Source organism: Thiothrix subterranea, from assembly GCF_016772315.1.
Taxonomy (GTDB): domain Bacteria; phylum Pseudomonadota; class Gammaproteobacteria; order Thiotrichales; family Thiotrichaceae; genus Thiothrix; species Thiothrix subterranea.
In genome coordinates this window covers 1897299-1914363 of the sequence record NZ_CP053482.1, presented here as the reverse complement: position 1 = coordinate 1914363, position 17065 = coordinate 1897299, and the positions used below count along the sequence as shown (strand labels likewise).

The following is a 17065-nucleotide window of genomic DNA, read 5'->3' as shown; positions in this document are numbered from 1 at the left end:
GGCGTGTCCACGCCTGCTAGGATCAAGGCATAACAAGCCATAACCCAAAAACGCACACGTAACCACAGGGTCGTCGATGAATGTAATTGCTGGTGATATTGGCGGTACAAAAAGCTGGCTGGCATGGGTGCAAGCCGATGCGCAGGCTACCACGGTGTGCTTCGAGCATGTGTATGCCAGTGGCGAATTTGTCAGTGCCGAAGCGTTGTTGCAGCAATTCCTCGCGGATGCGCAGCAAACGCTTGCCCCGGATGCTGTCTGTTTAGCCTTGCCGGGGCCGGTGCAAGCCGGTCAACCGATTCGCCTCACCAATCTGGATTGGACGCTGGAACATGCCGCGCTGCAAGCCTTGCTGAATACCCCACAACTGTTTTTTATGAACGATTTCCAAGCGGCGGCGGCAGGTGTTGCCACGCTAACGGCGGACGATTATGTGGTGTTGAATGCGGGGGATTCCCTTCGGCTACGCTCAGGGAACGGGGAACCGCGTGTGATTACGGGCGCGGGGACGGGCTTGGGGTTGGCGTGGATGCAAGCGGATGCCAATGGGCATTACCAGAGTTTTGCGACCGAAGGCGGGCATACCGATTTTGCGCCAGCGAATGCGCAGCAAGAACGCTTGCTGGCATTTATGCGGGAACGCTTCAGCCATGTGTCGTGGGAACGGGTCTTGTCTGGCCTCGGCGTAAATCAGGTCTACCAGTTTTGTTTGCACGATATGACGGGCAGTTTGCCAGATGAGTTGCGTGAACGCGGTGGGGCGGAAGTGAATAGCGCTGCCCAAGCGGGAGACCCGATCGCGCTGGCGGCAATGGAATTGTTTACCGATATTTACGCTAACTGGGTCGGTAATGTGGCGCTGCTCTACCAGCCACGCGGCGGTTTGTATTTGGCGGGTGGGATTTCTGCGCGTATCCAAACTTGGTTACAGACACCCCGGTTTTTGGCGGCTTGTTTTGACAAAGGCAGAATGGCTGGCTTGGTTCAGCAAATGCCGATTTACTTAATTACCAATACGCGGCTCGGCTTACAAGGGGCGCTGGCGGCTGCATTGCACCATAGGAAAACATCATGACACTGGATAAAGATCAACAGGCGAAGCTGTACCGGTATTACACTGAGCCGAAGATGGTCACGGAATTGACCCGCAAAACCTTAGCGCTGGTGTTGGCGGGTGGTGAAGGGTCGCGTTTAAAAGACCTGACCATGTGGCGAGCAAAACCGGCTGTGCCATTCGGTGGCAAATACCGCATTATCGACTTTGCGCTGTCCAATTGCGTGAATTCGGGCATTCGGCGGGTTGGGGTGCTGACGCAATACAAATCGCATTCCATGATTCGCCATTTGCAACGTGCTTGGGGGTTTATGCGGGCGGAAATCGGCGAATTCGTCGAAATTCTCCCCGCGCAACAACGCACCAGCAAAAAGGAATGGTATCAGGGGACAGCCGATGCGCTGTTCCAGAATCTCGACATTGTGCAACGCCATGACCCGGATTACGTGTTGGTATTGGGCGGCGACCATATTTATACGATGGATTATTCGCGCATGTTGAAGCACCACTACGATAATCACGCTGATTTCACCGTGGGTTGTATTGAAGTGCCGGTCGAAGAAGCCAAGGGTTTTGGGGTGATGTCGGTCGATGAGCAATTGCGCATTACCGAATTCACGGAAAAGCCTGAGCATCCGCAAGAAATTGCGGGTAAGCCGGGCATGGCGTTGGCGTCGATGGGGATTTATATCTTTTCGCGCGATTTCCTCTACAAAGTGCTGTATGAAGATGCCGCGAAAACGCATTCGTCGCGGGATTTTGGCAAGGACATTATTCCTGCCAACATCCACAGCGCGAAGGCAATGGCTTACCCTTTCCGCAAGGAAAACGGCGACCCTGGCTACTGGCGTGACGTGGGAACGTTGTATTCTTATTGGCAAGCCAATATGGAACAGTGTGCCGTTGAACCTGAACTGAATTTGTACGACCGTGACTGGCCGGTGTGGACTTACCAAGCACAATATCCACCCGCTAAATTCATTTTCGATGATGAAGGTTGCCGGGGTGAGGCCATTGATTCATTGATTTCAGCCGGTTGCATTCTTTCCGGTGCAAGGGTCAAACGCTCGTTGGTGTTTTTTGCTACCACGATTGGCAAATACAGCCATGTGCGTGATAGCGTGATTTTACCCAAGGTGAGCATTGGGGAAAATTGCCGGATTACCAAAGCCATTATCGACAAAGGCACGGTGATTCCCGACGGTACGATTATCGGGGAAGACCTCGAACTCGACCGCAAACGTTTCCATGTCACCCCCGAAGGTATCGTGCTGGTCACAGCCGAAATGATGGGGCAGAAACTACGCACAGGCGATAAGGATGTATTATGGCGAATGGCCAGTTAAATGTTGTGCTCTGCTGGCACATGCACCAGCCGTGGTATCGCAACGGGTTGGACGGTGAATACCGCCTGCCGTGGGTGTATTTGCATGGCATCAAAGACTATAGCGACATGGCGGCGCATCTGGAAAAACACAGCCGAATGCGCAGTGTGGTCAACTTTGCCCCGGTTTTGCTGGAGCAAATCGACGATTACGCCCAGCAATTAAGCGCGTTCCTCAGTAAGGGTGCACCGATACAGGATAAGTTGCTGAATCTGTTGGCAGGGGTTGAACCTGTGCCTGCGGATACGGCGGCGCGTGCTGAATTGATTGCCGAATGCCAGCGTTGCCATGCGCCGACCATGATTCATACACACGCGCCATTTCAGCGCTTGTTCAAGATGATTGGTGCTACCGATGAATCGGGGGTTGGCAGCAAGCATTTTCGTTGCTCCTTGGTGTATTTGAGCGATCAATACTTTTTGGATTTGCTGACCTGGTATCACTTGGCGTGGTTGGGGCAGTCGTTGCAAGACTTGCCGATTGTGCAACGTTTGTTGCAGCAGGGCAGCGAGTTCAGCGCGGCGGATCGGCGCGATTTGCTGGGTGTCATCCGCGATTGTCTGGCAAACCTGATTCCGCGCTATCGCAAGCTGGCGGAAGCGGGACGGGTAGAATTGTCGATGACGCCGTACATGCACCCGATTGTGCCTTTGCTGAATGATTTCAATAATCTGCGCTGTTCCTTGCCGGATGCGCCCATGCCGCAAACCACGCATTACCCGGATGGCGAAGCGCGGTCACGCTGGCATTTGCAGCAAGGTATCGACGTTTTCCAACGCTATTTCGGCATGAAACCGCAAGGCGTGTGGCTCTCCGAAGGTGGGATTAGCGAAGACGCGGTAAGCCTGTTGGATGAGCTGGGAATTCGCTGGACGGCCTCCGGTGAGGGCGTGTGGCGCAACAGTTGCCGTTTATCCGGTTACGATGGCGAAGACGAACACAGCAAACGCAGCCTGTTCATGCCGTATCAGCAAGTGGATAGCAAGGTGCGCGTGTTCTTCCGCGATGATGGCTTGTCGGATTTGATCGGCTTTAAATACAGCACTTGGCACGCCCGCGATGCGGTGGCGGATTTCGTGCAACACTTGGAAAACATTGCGGTATTTCTGAATCACAATGCCTCCAATCAAGTGGTGTCGATCATTTTGGATGGCGAAAATGCGTGGGAATATTACCCGCAAAACGGAGCATATTTCTTGGATGCGCTGTATGCCGCGCTCAGCAATTCTGACCAAATCAAGATGGTGACGTTTGCGGAAGCCAGTAACTTGCCGACCCGCACCTTGCCTGCGATTTGTGCGGGCAGTTGGGTGTATGGCTCGTTCTCGACGTGGATTGGTTCGCCCGATAAAAACCGGGGGTGGGATTACCTTGCTGCTGCCAAAGTCGCCTTCGATGCGGTAATGGCAGCGGGTACGCTCGATACCCAACAGCAAGCACTCGCCAGCCGTCAGTTGGGGATTTGCGAAGGGTCGGACTGGTTCTGGTGGTTTGGGGATTACAATCCGGCGGATAGCGTGCGCGATTTCGAGCGACTATTCCGCCAGCAATTGAGCAAACTGTATGAAATGTTGGGTGTGGATGCGCCCGCGTATTTGGATAAACCGATGTCACAAGGTGGTGCAGGCGCTGAAAATGCGGGCACGATGCGTAGGAATACTTGATGGGGATACAAACGATTGGGCGGGCGGCGGGCGTATTGCTGCACCCGACTTCTTTGCCGAGCGGTAAATTGGATGCAGATGCGTACCGCTGGGTGGATTGGCTGGCGGATGCAGGCTTTAAGGTCTGGCAAATGTTGCCGCTGGGTGTGCCGCTGGCGGGGTTGTCGCCGTATCAATGTGCGTCAGCATTCGCCGTAAATCCGGGGTTGTTTGAAGAAACCCCTCTTAACCCCGCCGCTTCTTTCGACGCTTGGTACGCCAACCAAAAACACTGGGTCGAAGACTACGCCCTGTTCATGGTGCTAAAACAGCAGTTCGATGGCAAGGAATGGGCTGCATGGCCGCCCGCCTTCCGCAGCCGTGATCCCCAAACGCTGTTCACGGCACGCGGCGAACACGCCGAAGCCCTCGCCGCCATTATCCACGAGCAATATTCCTGCTGGTTGCAATGGCAAGCCTTGCGCACTTATGCCACCGAGCGCGGTGTTGCCCTGTTCGGTGACATGCCCATTTTCGTCGCTTACGACAGCGCGGATGTGTGGGCAAACCCGCAGCGCTTCCTGCTGGATGATACCGGTACGCCAACCTTAGTGACCGGCGTGCCGCCCGACTATTTCTCCGAAACAGGGCAGCGTTGGGGCAATCCGCACTATCATTGGGAAAATATGCAGGCGGAAAACTTCCAATGGTGGCAACAACGCTTGCTGTATCACTTTGAATTTTTCGATTTGGTACGCTTGGATCACTTCCGGGGTTTAGCGGCAAGCTGGATGATTCCGGCAACCGAGCCGACCGCGATCAATGGCTATTGGCAGGAAGTTCCCGGTGACGCCATGCTTGCCAGCTTGCAAGCGGCATTGGGGAATATCCCGTTAGTCGCCGAAGATTTGGGGGTCATTACCCCCGATGTCACCGAACTGCGCGACAAATACGACTTACCGGGCATGAGTGTGCTGCAATTTGGCTTCGACCACTTTGAGGATAATCCACACAAACCCCACAATGTACGCGCTAACACGGTGTATTATACGGGGACACACGATAACGATACCTTGCAGGGTTGGTTTACCAGCTTAAGTGAGGAAGCCCAGCAACACGTTATGCAGGTGTTGGGCGTTGAGGATGCCTCACAGGTAACAGATACCATGCTGGATACGATTTTCGCCAGCAGCGCATTGTTAGCCATGATTCCATTACAAGATTTGCTGCATTTAGGTAGCGCTGCCCGCATGAATACTCCCGGTACGGTGGAAGGTAATTGGGCATGGCGCTTCGACTGGTCAGACATACCGGATACTCTGGCATCGCAATTGCATGAAAAACTACAGGGACACCAGCGAGATGAACGAGAACTTGATTCGGATACAACAAGGCACACATCACGATCCGTTTGACTGGCTGGGATGGCATCCGCTACCGGATGGCAACCGGGTGCTGCGTACTTTCATGCCTGCCGCTGAAGCGGTTGAAGTCGTCGGGCATGGATTGATGACACGCCTGGAAGGTACTGATTGTTTTGAAGCGAAGCTACCCTCTCCGACCGACGCTGCTCCTTCGCACCCCGCCCTACGCTGGCAGGATAAACAAGCAGGCAACTGGCACGATGCCGTCTGTCCCTATACGTTTCCTCCACAGGTGGGCGACCTTGATTTGCATCTCCTTGGTCAAGGTCGCCATCACCACGCTTGGAAAGTCCTCGGTTCACACGCCACTAGCGTTGACGGCATTGCAGGCACGCTGTTTGCGGTGTGGGCACCAGCAGTCAAGCGCGTCAGCGTAATCGGCGATTTCAATGCGTGGGATGGGCGCAGACACCCGATGCGGGTGCGTGGTGAAACCGGCGTGTGGGAAATTTTCATCCCCGGCATTGCGGTCGGCACCTCGTACAAATACGAAATTCTCAACCGTCACGATGCCATCGTGGTCAAAACCGACCCGTATGCGCAGCAAATGTTCATGCGCCCCGAAACCACTTCCCGCGTTCCCAATGATGTGCCGCATCCTTGGCAAGACAGCGCGTGGATTGCCGCCCGCGAACAGTTCGATTGGCAACATCAACCGATGAGCGTGTACGAATTGCACCCCGGTTCATGGCGCAAACACCCGGACGGGCGTTTTTATTCGTGGGCAGAACTCACCGCAACGCTGATTCCTTACGTCACCGACTTGAATTACACCCACATCGAATTAATGCCGGTGGCGGAACACCCGCTCGATGAATCGTGGGGCTATCAGGTGTCGGGTTATTATGCGCCCACTGCGCGTTACGGCACGCCGGATGACTTCCGCGCGTTTGTGGATGCCTGTCACGTGGCAGGGATTGGCGTATTGCTGGATTGGGTTCCGGCGCATTTTCCCAAAGATGATTTCGCGCTGGCAAAATTTACCGGCGAACCGCTTTACGAACACGCTGACCCTCGGCGGGGTGAACATCAGGATTGGGGCACGCTGATTTTCGATTTCGGGCGCAATGAGGTGAAAAACTTCCTGATTTCCAATGCGCTGTACTGGATTGATGAATTCCATATCGACGGCTTGCGGGTGGATGCGGTTGCTTCAATGTTGTATTTGGACTATTCGCGCAAAGCAGGTGAATGGTTGCCGAATCAGTACGGTGGGCGTGAAAACATTGAGGCGATTGCGTTTTTGCGCGAAATGAATACCGTGGTGCATGGCTATTTCCCCGGTGTGTTGACGATTGCGGAAGAATCTACCTCGTGGCCTGCGGTATCGCGCCCCGTGGAAATCGGTGGTTTGGGTTTCAGCATGAAATGGAACATGGGTTGGATGAACGACAACCTCAAGTACATTGAGCAGAACCCGGTTCACCGCAAATACCACCATAACTTACTGACGTTTAGCCAGATTTATGCGTATTCGGAAAACTTTGTGCTGCCGCTTTCACACGACGAAGTGGTGCATTTGAAGCACAGCATGTTGGATAAAATGCCCGGCGATTACTGGCAAGCCTTTGCGAATTTGCGCTTGTTTTATGCGTGGCACTACGCGCACCCCGGCAAAAAGCTGCTGTTCATGGGCAGTGAATTTGGGCAGTGGGCAGAATGGAACGTGAAAAAAGAGCTGGATTGGGCGTTATGCAACTTCCCGGCGCATGACAGCATTCGCCACGTATTGCGCGATTTGAACCGCCTGTACCGTGATTTGCCTGCGTTACACCACTACGATTTTGACGGGCGCGGTTTCCAATGGATTGATTGCCACGATTCCGATCAGTCGGTGTTGAGCTTGATTCGTCACGGTGAAAACCCCGACGATAAGTTGATTATATTGCTAAACTTTACCCCTGTACCCCGTTACGCTTACCGTATTGGGGTTCCCGCTGCTGGTCACTACCGCGAAGTGCTGAATACCGATTCGGAATATTACGGCGGGAGCAATTGCGGCAATGCGGGCATGATTCCGGTGCAACCTCATGCATGGATGGGGTTTGAGCATTCGGTCGAAGTCACCCTGCCGCCACTGGCGGCGTTATTTTTACAAGCGTGCTGAATGAAACTACTGTTTGTTGCGAGTGAAGCCTACCCCTTGGTAAAAACGGGCGGGCTGGGGGATGTTGCGTACAGTTTGCCAGTGGCCTTGCACAAAGCCGAGGTGGATGTGCGGCTGTTGTTACCCGGCTACCGCGATGTCTTGCGTAAATTGCGGGGCGTGCGGATTCTGGGTTGGCTGGAATTGCAAGGTGCTGGGCAACTACACACGGTGCGGATTCTGGAAAGCCAGCACCCCGATTACCCGTTCCCGCTGTGGATTGTGGATTGCCCCGCGTTGTTTGATCGCCCCGGCAACCCGTATTTGCAACCGAATGGCTACGATTGGGCAGATAATGTCGAGCGCTACACCGTGTTTGCACGGGCAGCGGCGGAATTGGCACGGGATGCGCTACAACTGAACTGGACACCGGATGTGGTACATGCGCACGACTGGCAAACGGGGCTAGTGCCTGCGTTTCTGGATATGTTGCCTCAACGCCCGCAGCGGGTGTTTACCATTCACAATCTGGCTTACGGCGGGCATTTTTCACAGGCCGATTTCACCAGCTTGCACCTGCCGAGCTATTGGTGGTCGGGGGAGGGCGCGGAATTTTACGGCGGCTTTTCGATGCTGAAAGCGGGCATTGTGTATTCGGATGCCGTCACCACGGTTAGCCCGACCTATGCGCGGGAAATCTGCACGCCAGCGTTTGGCTACGGCATGGATGGCTTGCTGCAATCGCGCAGTTACAAGCTGCACGGCATTCTCAATGGCATTGATAACGACATTTGGAATCCGGCAACCGATAAGTATTTGCCTGCACATTATGCTGTCGATGCCATTCAACCGGGCAAAAGTCAGAACAAAGCGGCATTGCTGCAACGTTTTGGGGTGGAAAATCCGGCGGAACACCTGCCATTCCCGTTATTGGGCATGGTCAGCCGTTTGGTGGAACAAAAAGGCGTGGATTTGATCATCAACGCCATTCCCGATGTGCTGGCGATGACGGATGCTCGCTTTGTGCTGATTGGTGCAGGGCATGGCTATTTTGAGCAACGCTTACGCGAACTTGCCGCGCAACACCCCGACCGTGTATTCGTCTTCATCGGCTATGATGAACAGTTGGCGCATTTGCTGGAAGCGGGCGCAGATATGTTCCTGATGCCGTCGCGTTTTGAACCGTGCGGCTTAAATCAGATGTACAGCTTGCGCTACGGCACACCGCCCATTGTGCTGCATACCGGCGGTTTAGCGGATACGGTGACGGATGCGGTGGATGGTTTCGTTTTCCACGAGCCGCTGACCAGCGTGCTGAAAGGCACAATCTTACGGGCAATCGACTGTTTCTATCAGCCTGCTGTGTGGCAGCAATTGCAGACCAACGGCATGAAACATGCATTCGGATGGGACAACAGCGCCACCGACTATCTGGCGCTATACAACAAAGGAGCAACCGCATGACAGAAAACCCTTCACACCACTACATCCCGTATGTCGCTGTGCCGCTAGACCCGTTATCCAATGATGCGGAAACCTTAGGCGATGATTTCCAGCGTTACCTTTCATACCACTTGGGGCGTTTCCAAGGCTGCCAGCCGGTGTATTTGTATCAGGCATTGGCGTACACCTTGCGCGACCGTTTAATGGTGAACTGGCGCAAAACGTGGGGCGAATACCTGCAACCCGGTCGCCGCCGCGCTTACTACATGTCGCTGGAATTTTTGATCGGGCGTTCGCTCGGCAATAATCTGCTGAATTTGGATATTTGCGAACCCACCAAAAGTGCCTTGTTGAACTATTGCACCACGATGGAAGAAGTGTCCTCGCAAGAACCGGATGCAGGCTTGGGCAACGGCGGTTTGGGGCGTTTAGCCGCGTGCTTTATGGACAGTTGCGCCACGCTGGGTTTGCCGGTGGTGGGTTACGGGATTCGCTACGAATACGGCATGTTCCGCCAACACATTGAAAAAGGCTATCAAGTTGAAGACCCCGATCATTGGTTGCGCGACCCGAACCCGTGGGAAGTGGAACGCGCTGAATACAGCCAAAAAGTGCAATTTGGCGGTTACACCGAACATTTCTTGGATCACAGCGGCAAGCAGCGCGTGCGCTGGGTTGGCACCAATGACGTACTCGCCGTGCCGTTTGATATGCCGATTTCCGGTTATAAAAACGATACGGTAAACACCTTGCGTTTGTGGAAAGCGACAGCGACGGATGAGTTCAACCTCGACGAATTCAACGCGGGCAGTTACACCGAAGCGGTCGAAGCCAAGAACCACGCTGAACACATTTCAATGGTGCTCTACCCCAACGACAGCAGCGAAAACGGTAAGGAATTGCGCTTACGCCAGCAATATTTCCTCGCTTCTGCCAGTTTGAAAGACGCGATTCGTTTGTGGGAACGTCAGGGTAATTACGATTACACCAAGTTCGCGGCTGAACACGTTTTCCAGATGAACGATACGCACCCGACCATTGCGGTCGCGGAATTAATGCGCATCTTGATGGACGACAAAGGTTTGGGCTGGGACGAAGCCTGGGCGATTACGTCTAACTGCATGGCGTACACCAACCACACCTTGCTGCCGGAAGCTTTGGAACGTTGGGCAGTGCATTTGTTCGCCAAACTGTTGCCACGTTTACTGGAAATTATCTACGAAATCAATGCACGCTTCTTGCGTCAAGTCGCGATGAAATGGCCGGGTGATACCGAACGTCAGCGCCGTATGTCGATCATCGAAGAGGGTGGTTCGCAACAAGTGCGCATGGCGTGGCTGGCGATTGTGGGCAGTTTCTCGGTGAATGGCGTGGCGGCGTTGCATTCGCAATTGCTGGTGGATGGCTTGTTCCACGATTTCTATGAACTCTGGCCGGACAAATTCAACAACAAAACCAATGGCGTAACCCCACGGCGTTGGGTGGCGCACGCCAACCCCGGCATGACCGCGTTAATCAGCGAGCACATTGGTAAAGACTGGGTGCGCGATTTGAGCCAATTGGAGAAACTCAAACCGCTGGCAGCCCCCGAATACACCGCGTTTCATGCGCAATGGCAGGCGGTGAAATACGCCAACAAGCAGCGCTTAGCCGCATTGGTGAAAAAGGAATGCGGGGTTGATTTCAACCCGAATGCCTTGTTCGATGTGCAAGTGAAACGGATTCACGAATACAAACGCCAGTTACTGAATCTGCTGCATGTGGTGCATTTGTATCGCCGTATCAAACTCGGCAAGCTGGATCATTGGGCGGATCGCTGCGTGTTGATCGGTGGGAAAGCCGCACCCGGTTACGCGATGGCAAAGCGCATTATCAAGCTCATCAACAGCGTGGCGGAAGTGGTCAATAACGACCCTGATGTGGACGGGCGTTTGAAAGTTGCCTTCATCCCCAACTATCGGGTGTCGAGCATGGAGATTATTGCGCCTGCCGCGAATTTATCCGAACAAATTTCTACCGCAGGCAAGGAAGCGTCCGGCACGGGCAATATGAAGTTCATGATGAACGGCGCATTGACCATCGGTACGTATGACGGCGCGAATATCGAAATTCTGGAAGCGGTTGGCGAACCGAACTTCTTCCTGTTCGGTTTGCGGGCGGATGATGTGGATGAATTGCGCCATTGTTATCGTCCTTGGCATTACGTCGAGCAGGATGAGGATTTGCGCGGGGTGATTGAGCTGATTCGCTGTGGTCACTTCAATATGACCGAACCGGGCATTTTCGATATGGTATTGGATGCGTTGCTCAGCCCGCACGACCCGTGGATGACGCTGGCGGATTTCCGCAGCTACGTGAATGCGCAGGAACAGGTATCGGTGGCCTGGCAAGATCAGGAGCATTGGACGCGCATGAGTATTCTGAATACGGCGAGCAGTGGGTTCTTCTCCACTGACCGCACGATGGCGGAATATAACCGCGAGATTTGGAAGCTGAAGCCGGGGAATGGCAACGGGGATTAATTCACTTATCACGTTATCACAAGTTATATCTCCTCAAAAATCCACGATTCAGTAGTGATAACTATTGAATCGTGGCATTATCAAAACCTGATACTTTCTTTTTAGGCAGTCGCCTTATGAAACAGGTTTTTCGTGATCTCAAATTGCAGCAAACCAGCCACGCGCTAGAGTATTGGCGGCAAGCTATGCTTCCCACCCGCCCCAGCAATGGCTGGATTCATGCTATTCGTGAAGCGCTGGGCATGACCTCGGTGGCTTTAGCAAAACGCTTGGGTATGACCGATGCCGGTTTGCGCCATCTTGAAAAAGCGGAAAGAGATGAGGCCATTACGCTGGCAACGCTACGCAAAGTGGCGACAGCATTGGATTGTGAGTTGAAATATGCGCTCATTCCGCGTAAACCGCTCGAAGATGTTCTGAGTGAACGCGCCGAACAATTAGCCCGAGAACAAGTGTTGCCCGTAGCGCATTCAATGGCCTTGGAAGATCAGGGCGTTTATCACGCGGTTACCGATAAACAAATTCAGCAACTCGCCAAGGCATTGCGCGAAGGTTCACGGAGGGAGTTGTGGAAATGAATTTTGAATATTCGCCCGGTGCAACACCGCTTGACCCTGACGAAGCCCAAGGTTTATTGCCTGCCCATATCACCACCCAAGGTGATTTAAACATTTGGGAACAAACCAATATTCTGCAAGGTGAATTATGGGCAGCACGCCAACACAAGCGTGAGTTGCTGGATGAGGCGTTTATTCGGGAACTGCATCGCCGTATGTTTGATCAGACTTGGCGCTGGGCGGGTACTTTTCGTTCCAGCGACAAAAATATCGGCGTGGACTGGCTACAAATCGCTATGCAGCTTCGGAATCTCGTGGATAACACACGCTATCAGGTGGCGCATCAGGTTTTTCCAGCGGATGAATTGGCAGTACGTTTCCATCACCAATTGGTTGCTATCCACCCGTTTCCGAATGGCAATGGGCGGCACGCACGGTTAATGGCGGATTTGCTGGTACAACGGTTGGGAATGCCACGCTTTAGTTGGGGCAGTGCGTCATTGATCGATACGGGTGAAGTACGGAATGCTTATCTGGAAGCATTACGGACAGCGGATCGGCACAATATCGCGCTCTTACTGGCATTCGCACGCACCTAACGCATCCGACTATAATAGAGCGCACTTTAAAATGGTCGTGTCTATTTTTAAGTACGCTTTAAAATAGTCAGGTTGTGCTTAATCCCGCCGCAAGGCTTTCGGCAATACAAACGACACGTTTTCAGTGATGCCCGAATCCTGCACGCGCACCTTCGCCCCGTGCGCTTGCAGGTGGGCAATCACGCCTTCCACCAACACTTCGGGGGCAGATGCGCCAGCGGTTACACCGACGTTGCGTTTGCCTTCTAGCCATTCCGCACGAATGTCTTCTGCCCCATCAATCAAGTAAGCGGGCGTGCCACGCTTTTCGGCAATTTCACGTAAGCGGTTGGAATTGGAACTGTTGGGCGAACCGACCACCAAAATCATATCGCTTTCATCGGCGAGCTTTTTCAGCGCATCCTGACGGTTTTGGGTGGCGTAGCAAATGTCGTCTTTCTTGGGGCCAATAATCGCCGGAAACTTGGTGCGTAAGGCATCAATCACGATGGAGGCATCGTCCACCGACAGCGTGGTTTGGGTGACGAATGCCAGTTTTTCAGGGTTACTCACCACCAGTTCTGCCACTTCCTGCGGGGAATCGACGCGGTAGACTGCGCCACCGAATGCGGTGTCGTATTGCCCCATCGTGCCTTCGACTTCGGGGTGATTTTTGTGTCCGATGAGGATGGTTTCGCGCCCTTCGCGGCTGTAACGCATGACTTCGATATGCACTTTCGTGACCAACGGGCAGGTGGCATCGAATACTTTCAAACCACGGCGTTTGGCTTCTTGCTGTACCGCGAGGGATACCCCGTGGGCGCTGAAAATGACGGTGGCATCGTCCGGTACTTCGTCGAGTTCTTGCACGAAGATTGCGCCTTTATCGCGCAAGTTATTCACCACAAAGCGGTTATGCACGACTTCATGACGCACGTAGATGGGTGCGCCGAGGATTTCCAAGGCACGGTCGACTATTTCGATAGCGCGGTCAACACCGGCACAAAAGCCGCGTGGGTTGGCGAGAATGGCTTGCATGAGCGTTTCGTCTGTCAGTGATAGTTGAATGGGGGATACTGTAACGAAATGTGGGTTGCAGTGCTATTTTCCAGTAGGATTGTGTCGTGCTATTTTTGCTTTTTATTGTACAATAATCCTGTACAACTTTATGAATCCTGATGGGGAGATACCCAATGGAAGTGATGAGCTATTCCAACTTCCGCGAAAAACTGGCTTCGGTACTGGATGCTATTAGCAACAACAGTACCGTCGTGAAAGTCACGCGCCAAAATGGCAAAGCAGCCATTGTGATGAGTCTTGAAGATTGGGAGCGTGATCAAGAAACGCTGTATGTCTTGCAGAATAAATCCCTGATGCGCCAGATTGCGGAGTCATTACAGACACATCAGGCAGGTAAAGGACGTGTAGCCGACAAGGATGTGCTGGATGAAATCGTTGGTATTTGAAGGCAATACGTGGGAAGCCTATGAAGCCTTGCGTACTGCCGATAAGGCATTGCACAAGAAACTCTGCCAAATACTCAAAGAAATGCTGCGTGGCGATCCCGCCATAGGTATTGGCAAACCTGAGCCGTTGCGTCATGGTTTAGCGGGTTTATGGTCGCGGCGTTTATCGCAACGTGATCGGGTGATTTACCGTTTCGATGATAATGCCCTTTACATTCTAGCCCTTGGTGGGCATTACGATGATCATTGATAATCCAAAGGACAGACTGAAGCCTGTCCATTTAAAACACTGAGAATATTAACGATATGAATGGGTTAATTTGCTGATTTAAAATCGAATCGTTCAAAGATTTTCTTTAAATCATCAATCTTATCTTTTAAGGTTACTGAAATAGATTTTGTTTCACTGATGGTTTTCAAGATTTTAGCAGTCGTTACCGTTTTATCATCAGAAACAAAAGCTGCTTCGATGACTTCTTTGACAACGGCTTCAATATCTGCGCCACTATAGCCATCCGTTGATTTCAACAACTTAATCGTATCAATGTCGTGTGTAAACTTACCGCGTTTTTTCAAATGAATTTCAAAAATCTTGCGACGCTCTTCTGCTTGTGGCAACTCGACTAAGAATAATTCATCGAAACGCCCTTTGCGCAAAAACTCAGGGGGTAATTTAGAAACATCGTTAGAAGTTGCCAATACATAAACTGAACTTTCTTTTTCTTGCAGCCACGTTAAGAAGTTGCCAAATAGACGCGTGGTTATATCGCTACCGCCACCTGTGCCGCCGACACCTGCAAAGGCTTTTTCAAGTTCATCAATCCACAATACACATGGTGATACAGCTTCAGCCGTTTTAATAGCTTTACGAAGGTTGTCTTCACTTTCACCAACGTATTTTCCCATCAATTTACCAATATCCAAACGTAATAAAGGTACTTGGAATAAATTAGCGGTGGCTTTTGCGGTGAGGCTTTTGCCGCAACCGGGCATTCCGACAATCAATAAGCCTTTAGGTAAATCAATACCGAATTTTTTTGCTTCACCTAAATTATTGAAGATCTGGGCTTTAGCCGTCAAATACTCTTTGAGTTTCTCCAATCCACCAATACTGCCAAGGCTATCATTAAACTGAATGATTTCCAGCAATCCTGACTTCTTAATGATTTGCTCTTTTTCATTCAGAATAAGCACTTTGTCTTTTTTCTCTAGCGTGCCTGTTTCTTGATAGGCTAGGTTAAGAATTTGGCGAATTTCAAAATTACTCAAACCACGAAAAGAGACAGCCAACTCATAAGCAACATCATCTTCTAGGCTTAGATCGACACCTTTTGCATAATCTTTGATTGTCGTAATGATTTCCTGATGCTGTGGAAAAGGAATATCAAAAACGGTAATCATCGCTTCCAGTTCGGGCGGAATCACCAGCTTAGTATTCACCAAAAAAACAGTGACATACACGTTTGCTTGGTAAATTGTTTTCAAGGATTGTGATTTTAAACGGGCAATAATGTCTGGTTTGTCTAAATGATGATGTACATCTTTCAGAACGATAAAGACACTTTTTGGGGAGTTATCATCATGAAATTGGAGAAATTGCCCCAAATCATAGGATTCTTTACGCGCTTTCGTGAAGAAATCTACGTAGCCATCCGCTTCATTATATTCATAAATCGTGAAGCCTTTACTGGCAGACTCAATCAGCCTATCCACGGATTGGAAGTCAAAACTATGGATATAGATAATAGGACGCAGCGCATCGACATAAGACGCTAATTTTTGTGATGATGTCAGTTCCATAATCAGATCACCATATAGACTAATGTGTGGTTAGCATTATTGCTCTTATAATCAATGCCATCCAAAATCAAAAAATTACCATTAATATCACTAGCATTTAACTCTTCACCACTTACACCAGCATTACGAACAAAATCCCCTTCCTCTATACGTAAAACTAAACACTTTTTTCCTTTTTGAATAATATCTTTCCAATAACCATCTGTTATTCCCGAATACAAGTTGTAGTAGATAGGTAACGCTATAGTTGATTTTTCTAATAAGTAAGTAGCATATTCCACAGAATCACTGGATGCATATGAATAAAAATACAAGCCATCAATTATCTTCCCAACCCCATTTTGATCAATATATTCTTTTCCATTATTCCCTCTAATTCTCACCTGCCCTGAATTATTAGTTATAGATTTAATATAAACCTTACGTTTTGTTATTTTTTTCCATTGATAATTGGTATCTTCTGTGAAAGAAATCAACTTCTCTCTTTTCTCAACAAATAAAGATGGTATAGAGGAAAATATTTTTTTCTGATGCTCATTATCAAAAATATTTGATCGGCGATAGTGATCATTTGCTAGCATGGAGAACAATATTAATGGATGCCTATCAAAAGACAAGAAAAAGGCTTCAAAATCTACTTTTAACAATTGTGAGTAATTTTTCCATAAGTTATATACGGCTGTTTTTAAGAATGGATAATCTTCTGATCTTTCACGCATTTCAGCACAAAGATTGTTATAACCCGTATGATAATCATCAATGACGACATTGCGACTAAAGTAATGGCTGGCGAATTGCTCAAGTTTTTGCTTTTGCTGTTGACGTGCAGTAAATGGATAAACGGCTGCATCAATGTCTTCTGGTGTAACATCCGCATGAAAAATTTGGCACAATTCAGTAGCAATGACTTTGTTATCAAGGCTTTTTATTTTCATCAACCCATCTAATTCAGTCAATAAGCCTCTGACTTCTAACCAACGGTGTAATACTTTATTGTGATAAACATCCAAAAGATCATCTATATTGAAGTTTTCACGTAAATCATCCAAATCCCGCACAGGACACTTATTCAGTGTTAAATTAAACTTTATTGTTTTGCTCATAATG

At 50.6% G+C, this 17065-nt stretch carries 14 protein-coding genes; 11 read left to right on the top strand and 3 right to left on the bottom strand.

Translation table 11 applies throughout. The features are described from left to right. Positions 1-76 precede the first annotated feature (76 nt). From glk to HMY34_RS09365, 9 genes are all read left to right on the top strand, one after another. Positions 77-1075: a glucokinase gene (gene glk, locus HMY34_RS09405; protein WP_202718981.1), complete on the top strand. Its 999-nt coding sequence runs from the start codon at positions 77-79 to the stop codon at positions 1073-1075. After that, positions 1072-2400, top strand: a complete 1329-nt coding sequence (gene glgC, locus HMY34_RS09400; protein WP_202718980.1) for a glucose-1-phosphate adenylyltransferase — start codon at positions 1072-1074, stop codon at positions 2398-2400. Before glk ends, glgC begins: the two co-directional genes overlap by 4 nt. After that, a complete protein-coding gene (locus HMY34_RS09395; protein ID WP_202718979.1) occupies positions 2382-4103 on the top strand; it encodes a glycoside hydrolase family 57 protein in 1722 nt (573 codons plus the stop codon). The genes glgC and HMY34_RS09395 overlap by 19 nt, the downstream gene beginning before the upstream one ends. After that, entirely contained in the window at positions 4103-5497 is a 1395-nt protein-coding gene (gene malQ, locus HMY34_RS09390) for a 4-alpha-glucanotransferase (protein ID WP_202718978.1), read from the top strand. The genes HMY34_RS09395 and malQ overlap by 1 nt, the downstream gene beginning before the upstream one ends. After that, positions 5418-7613, top strand: a complete 2196-nt coding sequence (gene glgB, locus HMY34_RS09385; protein ID WP_228288027.1) for a 1,4-alpha-glucan branching protein GlgB — start codon at positions 5418-5420, stop codon at positions 7611-7613. Before malQ ends, glgB begins: the two co-directional genes overlap by 80 nt. Then, positions 7614-9056, top strand: coding sequence for a glycogen synthase GlgA (gene glgA / locus HMY34_RS09380; RefSeq protein WP_202718977.1), 1443 nt, complete (start codon positions 7614-7616; stop codon positions 9054-9056). Then, positions 9053-11557: a glycogen/starch/alpha-glucan phosphorylase gene (locus HMY34_RS09375; protein WP_202718976.1), complete on the top strand. Its 2505-nt coding sequence runs from the start codon at positions 9053-9055 to the stop codon at positions 11555-11557. Before glgA ends, HMY34_RS09375 begins: the two co-directional genes overlap by 4 nt. 116 nt (positions 11558-11673) lie before the next feature. Further along, positions 11674-12135 carry a mobile mystery protein A gene (locus HMY34_RS09370; RefSeq protein ID WP_202718975.1) on the top strand — a complete coding sequence of 154 codons (462 nt, stop codon included), beginning with the start codon at positions 11674-11676 and terminating at the stop codon, positions 12133-12135. Beyond that, positions 12132-12713, top strand: coding sequence for a mobile mystery protein B (locus HMY34_RS09365; protein WP_202718974.1), 582 nt, complete (start codon positions 12132-12134; stop codon positions 12711-12713). The genes HMY34_RS09370 and HMY34_RS09365 overlap by 4 nt, the downstream gene beginning before the upstream one ends. Before the next feature lie 78 nt (positions 12714-12791). On the opposite strand, the gene ispH is transcribed toward HMY34_RS09365, so the two are convergent. Next, entirely contained in the window at positions 12792-13730 is a 939-nt protein-coding gene (gene ispH / locus HMY34_RS09360; RefSeq protein ID WP_202718973.1) for a 4-hydroxy-3-methylbut-2-enyl diphosphate reductase, read from the bottom strand. Between the two features lie 155 nt (positions 13731-13885). Here ispH and HMY34_RS09355 point away from each other — a divergent pair, with 155 nt between their 5' ends. Further along, positions 13886-14158 carry a type II toxin-antitoxin system Phd/YefM family antitoxin gene (locus HMY34_RS09355; protein ID WP_202718972.1) on the top strand — a complete coding sequence of 91 codons (273 nt, stop codon included), beginning with the start codon at positions 13886-13888 and terminating at the stop codon, positions 14156-14158. Further along, positions 14139-14408 (top strand): Txe/YoeB family addiction module toxin, encoded by a 270-nt coding sequence (locus HMY34_RS09350; protein WP_202718971.1) that lies wholly within the window; start codon positions 14139-14141, stop codon positions 14406-14408. Before HMY34_RS09355 ends, HMY34_RS09350 begins: the two co-directional genes overlap by 20 nt. A gap of 65 nt (positions 14409-14473) precedes the next feature. On the opposite strand, the gene HMY34_RS09345 is transcribed toward HMY34_RS09350, so the two are convergent. Then, positions 14474-15958: an AAA family ATPase gene (locus HMY34_RS09345; RefSeq protein ID WP_202718970.1), complete on the bottom strand. Its 1485-nt coding sequence runs from the start codon at positions 15956-15958 to the stop codon at positions 14474-14476. Between the two features lie 2 nt (positions 15959-15960). Continuing rightward, on the bottom strand, positions 15961-17061 hold the full coding sequence (locus HMY34_RS09340; RefSeq protein WP_202718969.1) for a hypothetical protein: 1101 nt from the start codon (positions 17059-17061) through the stop codon (positions 15961-15963). Between the last annotated feature and the right edge of the window lie 4 nt (positions 17062-17065).

What these genes read in the sequence shown, in the direction of transcription:
- glk (WP_202718981.1), top strand. Translation starts at nt 77, where the DNA reads ATGAATGTAATTGCTGGTGATATTGGCGGTACAAAAAGCTGGCTGGCA.
- glgC (WP_202718980.1), top strand. Translation starts at nt 1,072, where the DNA reads ATGACACTGGATAAAGATCAACAGGCGAAGCTGTACCGGTATTACACT.
- HMY34_RS09395 (WP_202718979.1), top strand. Translation starts at nt 2,382, where the DNA reads ATGGCGAATGGCCAGTTAAATGTTGTGCTCTGCTGGCACATGCACCAG.
- malQ (WP_202718978.1), top strand. Translation starts at nt 4,103, where the DNA reads ATGGGGATACAAACGATTGGGCGGGCGGCGGGCGTATTGCTGCACCCG.
- glgB (WP_228288027.1), top strand. Translation starts at nt 5,418, where the DNA reads ATGAAAAACTACAGGGACACCAGCGAGATGAACGAGAACTTGATTCGG.
- glgA (WP_202718977.1), top strand. Translation starts at nt 7,614, where the DNA reads ATGAAACTACTGTTTGTTGCGAGTGAAGCCTACCCCTTGGTAAAAACG.
- HMY34_RS09375 (WP_202718976.1), top strand. Translation starts at nt 9,053, where the DNA reads ATGACAGAAAACCCTTCACACCACTACATCCCGTATGTCGCTGTGCCG.
- HMY34_RS09370 (WP_202718975.1), top strand. Translation starts at nt 11,674, where the DNA reads ATGAAACAGGTTTTTCGTGATCTCAAATTGCAGCAAACCAGCCACGCG.
- HMY34_RS09365 (WP_202718974.1), top strand. Translation starts at nt 12,132, where the DNA reads ATGAATTTTGAATATTCGCCCGGTGCAACACCGCTTGACCCTGACGAA.
- ispH (WP_202718973.1), bottom strand. Translation starts at nt 13,730, where the DNA reads ATGCAAGCCATTCTCGCCAACCCACGCGGCTTTTGTGCCGGTGTTGAC.
- HMY34_RS09355 (WP_202718972.1), top strand. Translation starts at nt 13,886, where the DNA reads ATGGAAGTGATGAGCTATTCCAACTTCCGCGAAAAACTGGCTTCGGTA.
- HMY34_RS09350 (WP_202718971.1), top strand. Translation starts at nt 14,139, where the DNA reads ATGAAATCGTTGGTATTTGAAGGCAATACGTGGGAAGCCTATGAAGCC.
- HMY34_RS09345 (WP_202718970.1), bottom strand. Translation starts at nt 15,958, where the DNA reads ATGGAACTGACATCATCACAAAAATTAGCGTCTTATGTCGATGCGCTG.
- HMY34_RS09340 (WP_202718969.1), bottom strand. Translation starts at nt 17,061, where the DNA reads ATGAGCAAAACAATAAAGTTTAATTTAACACTGAATAAGTGTCCTGTG.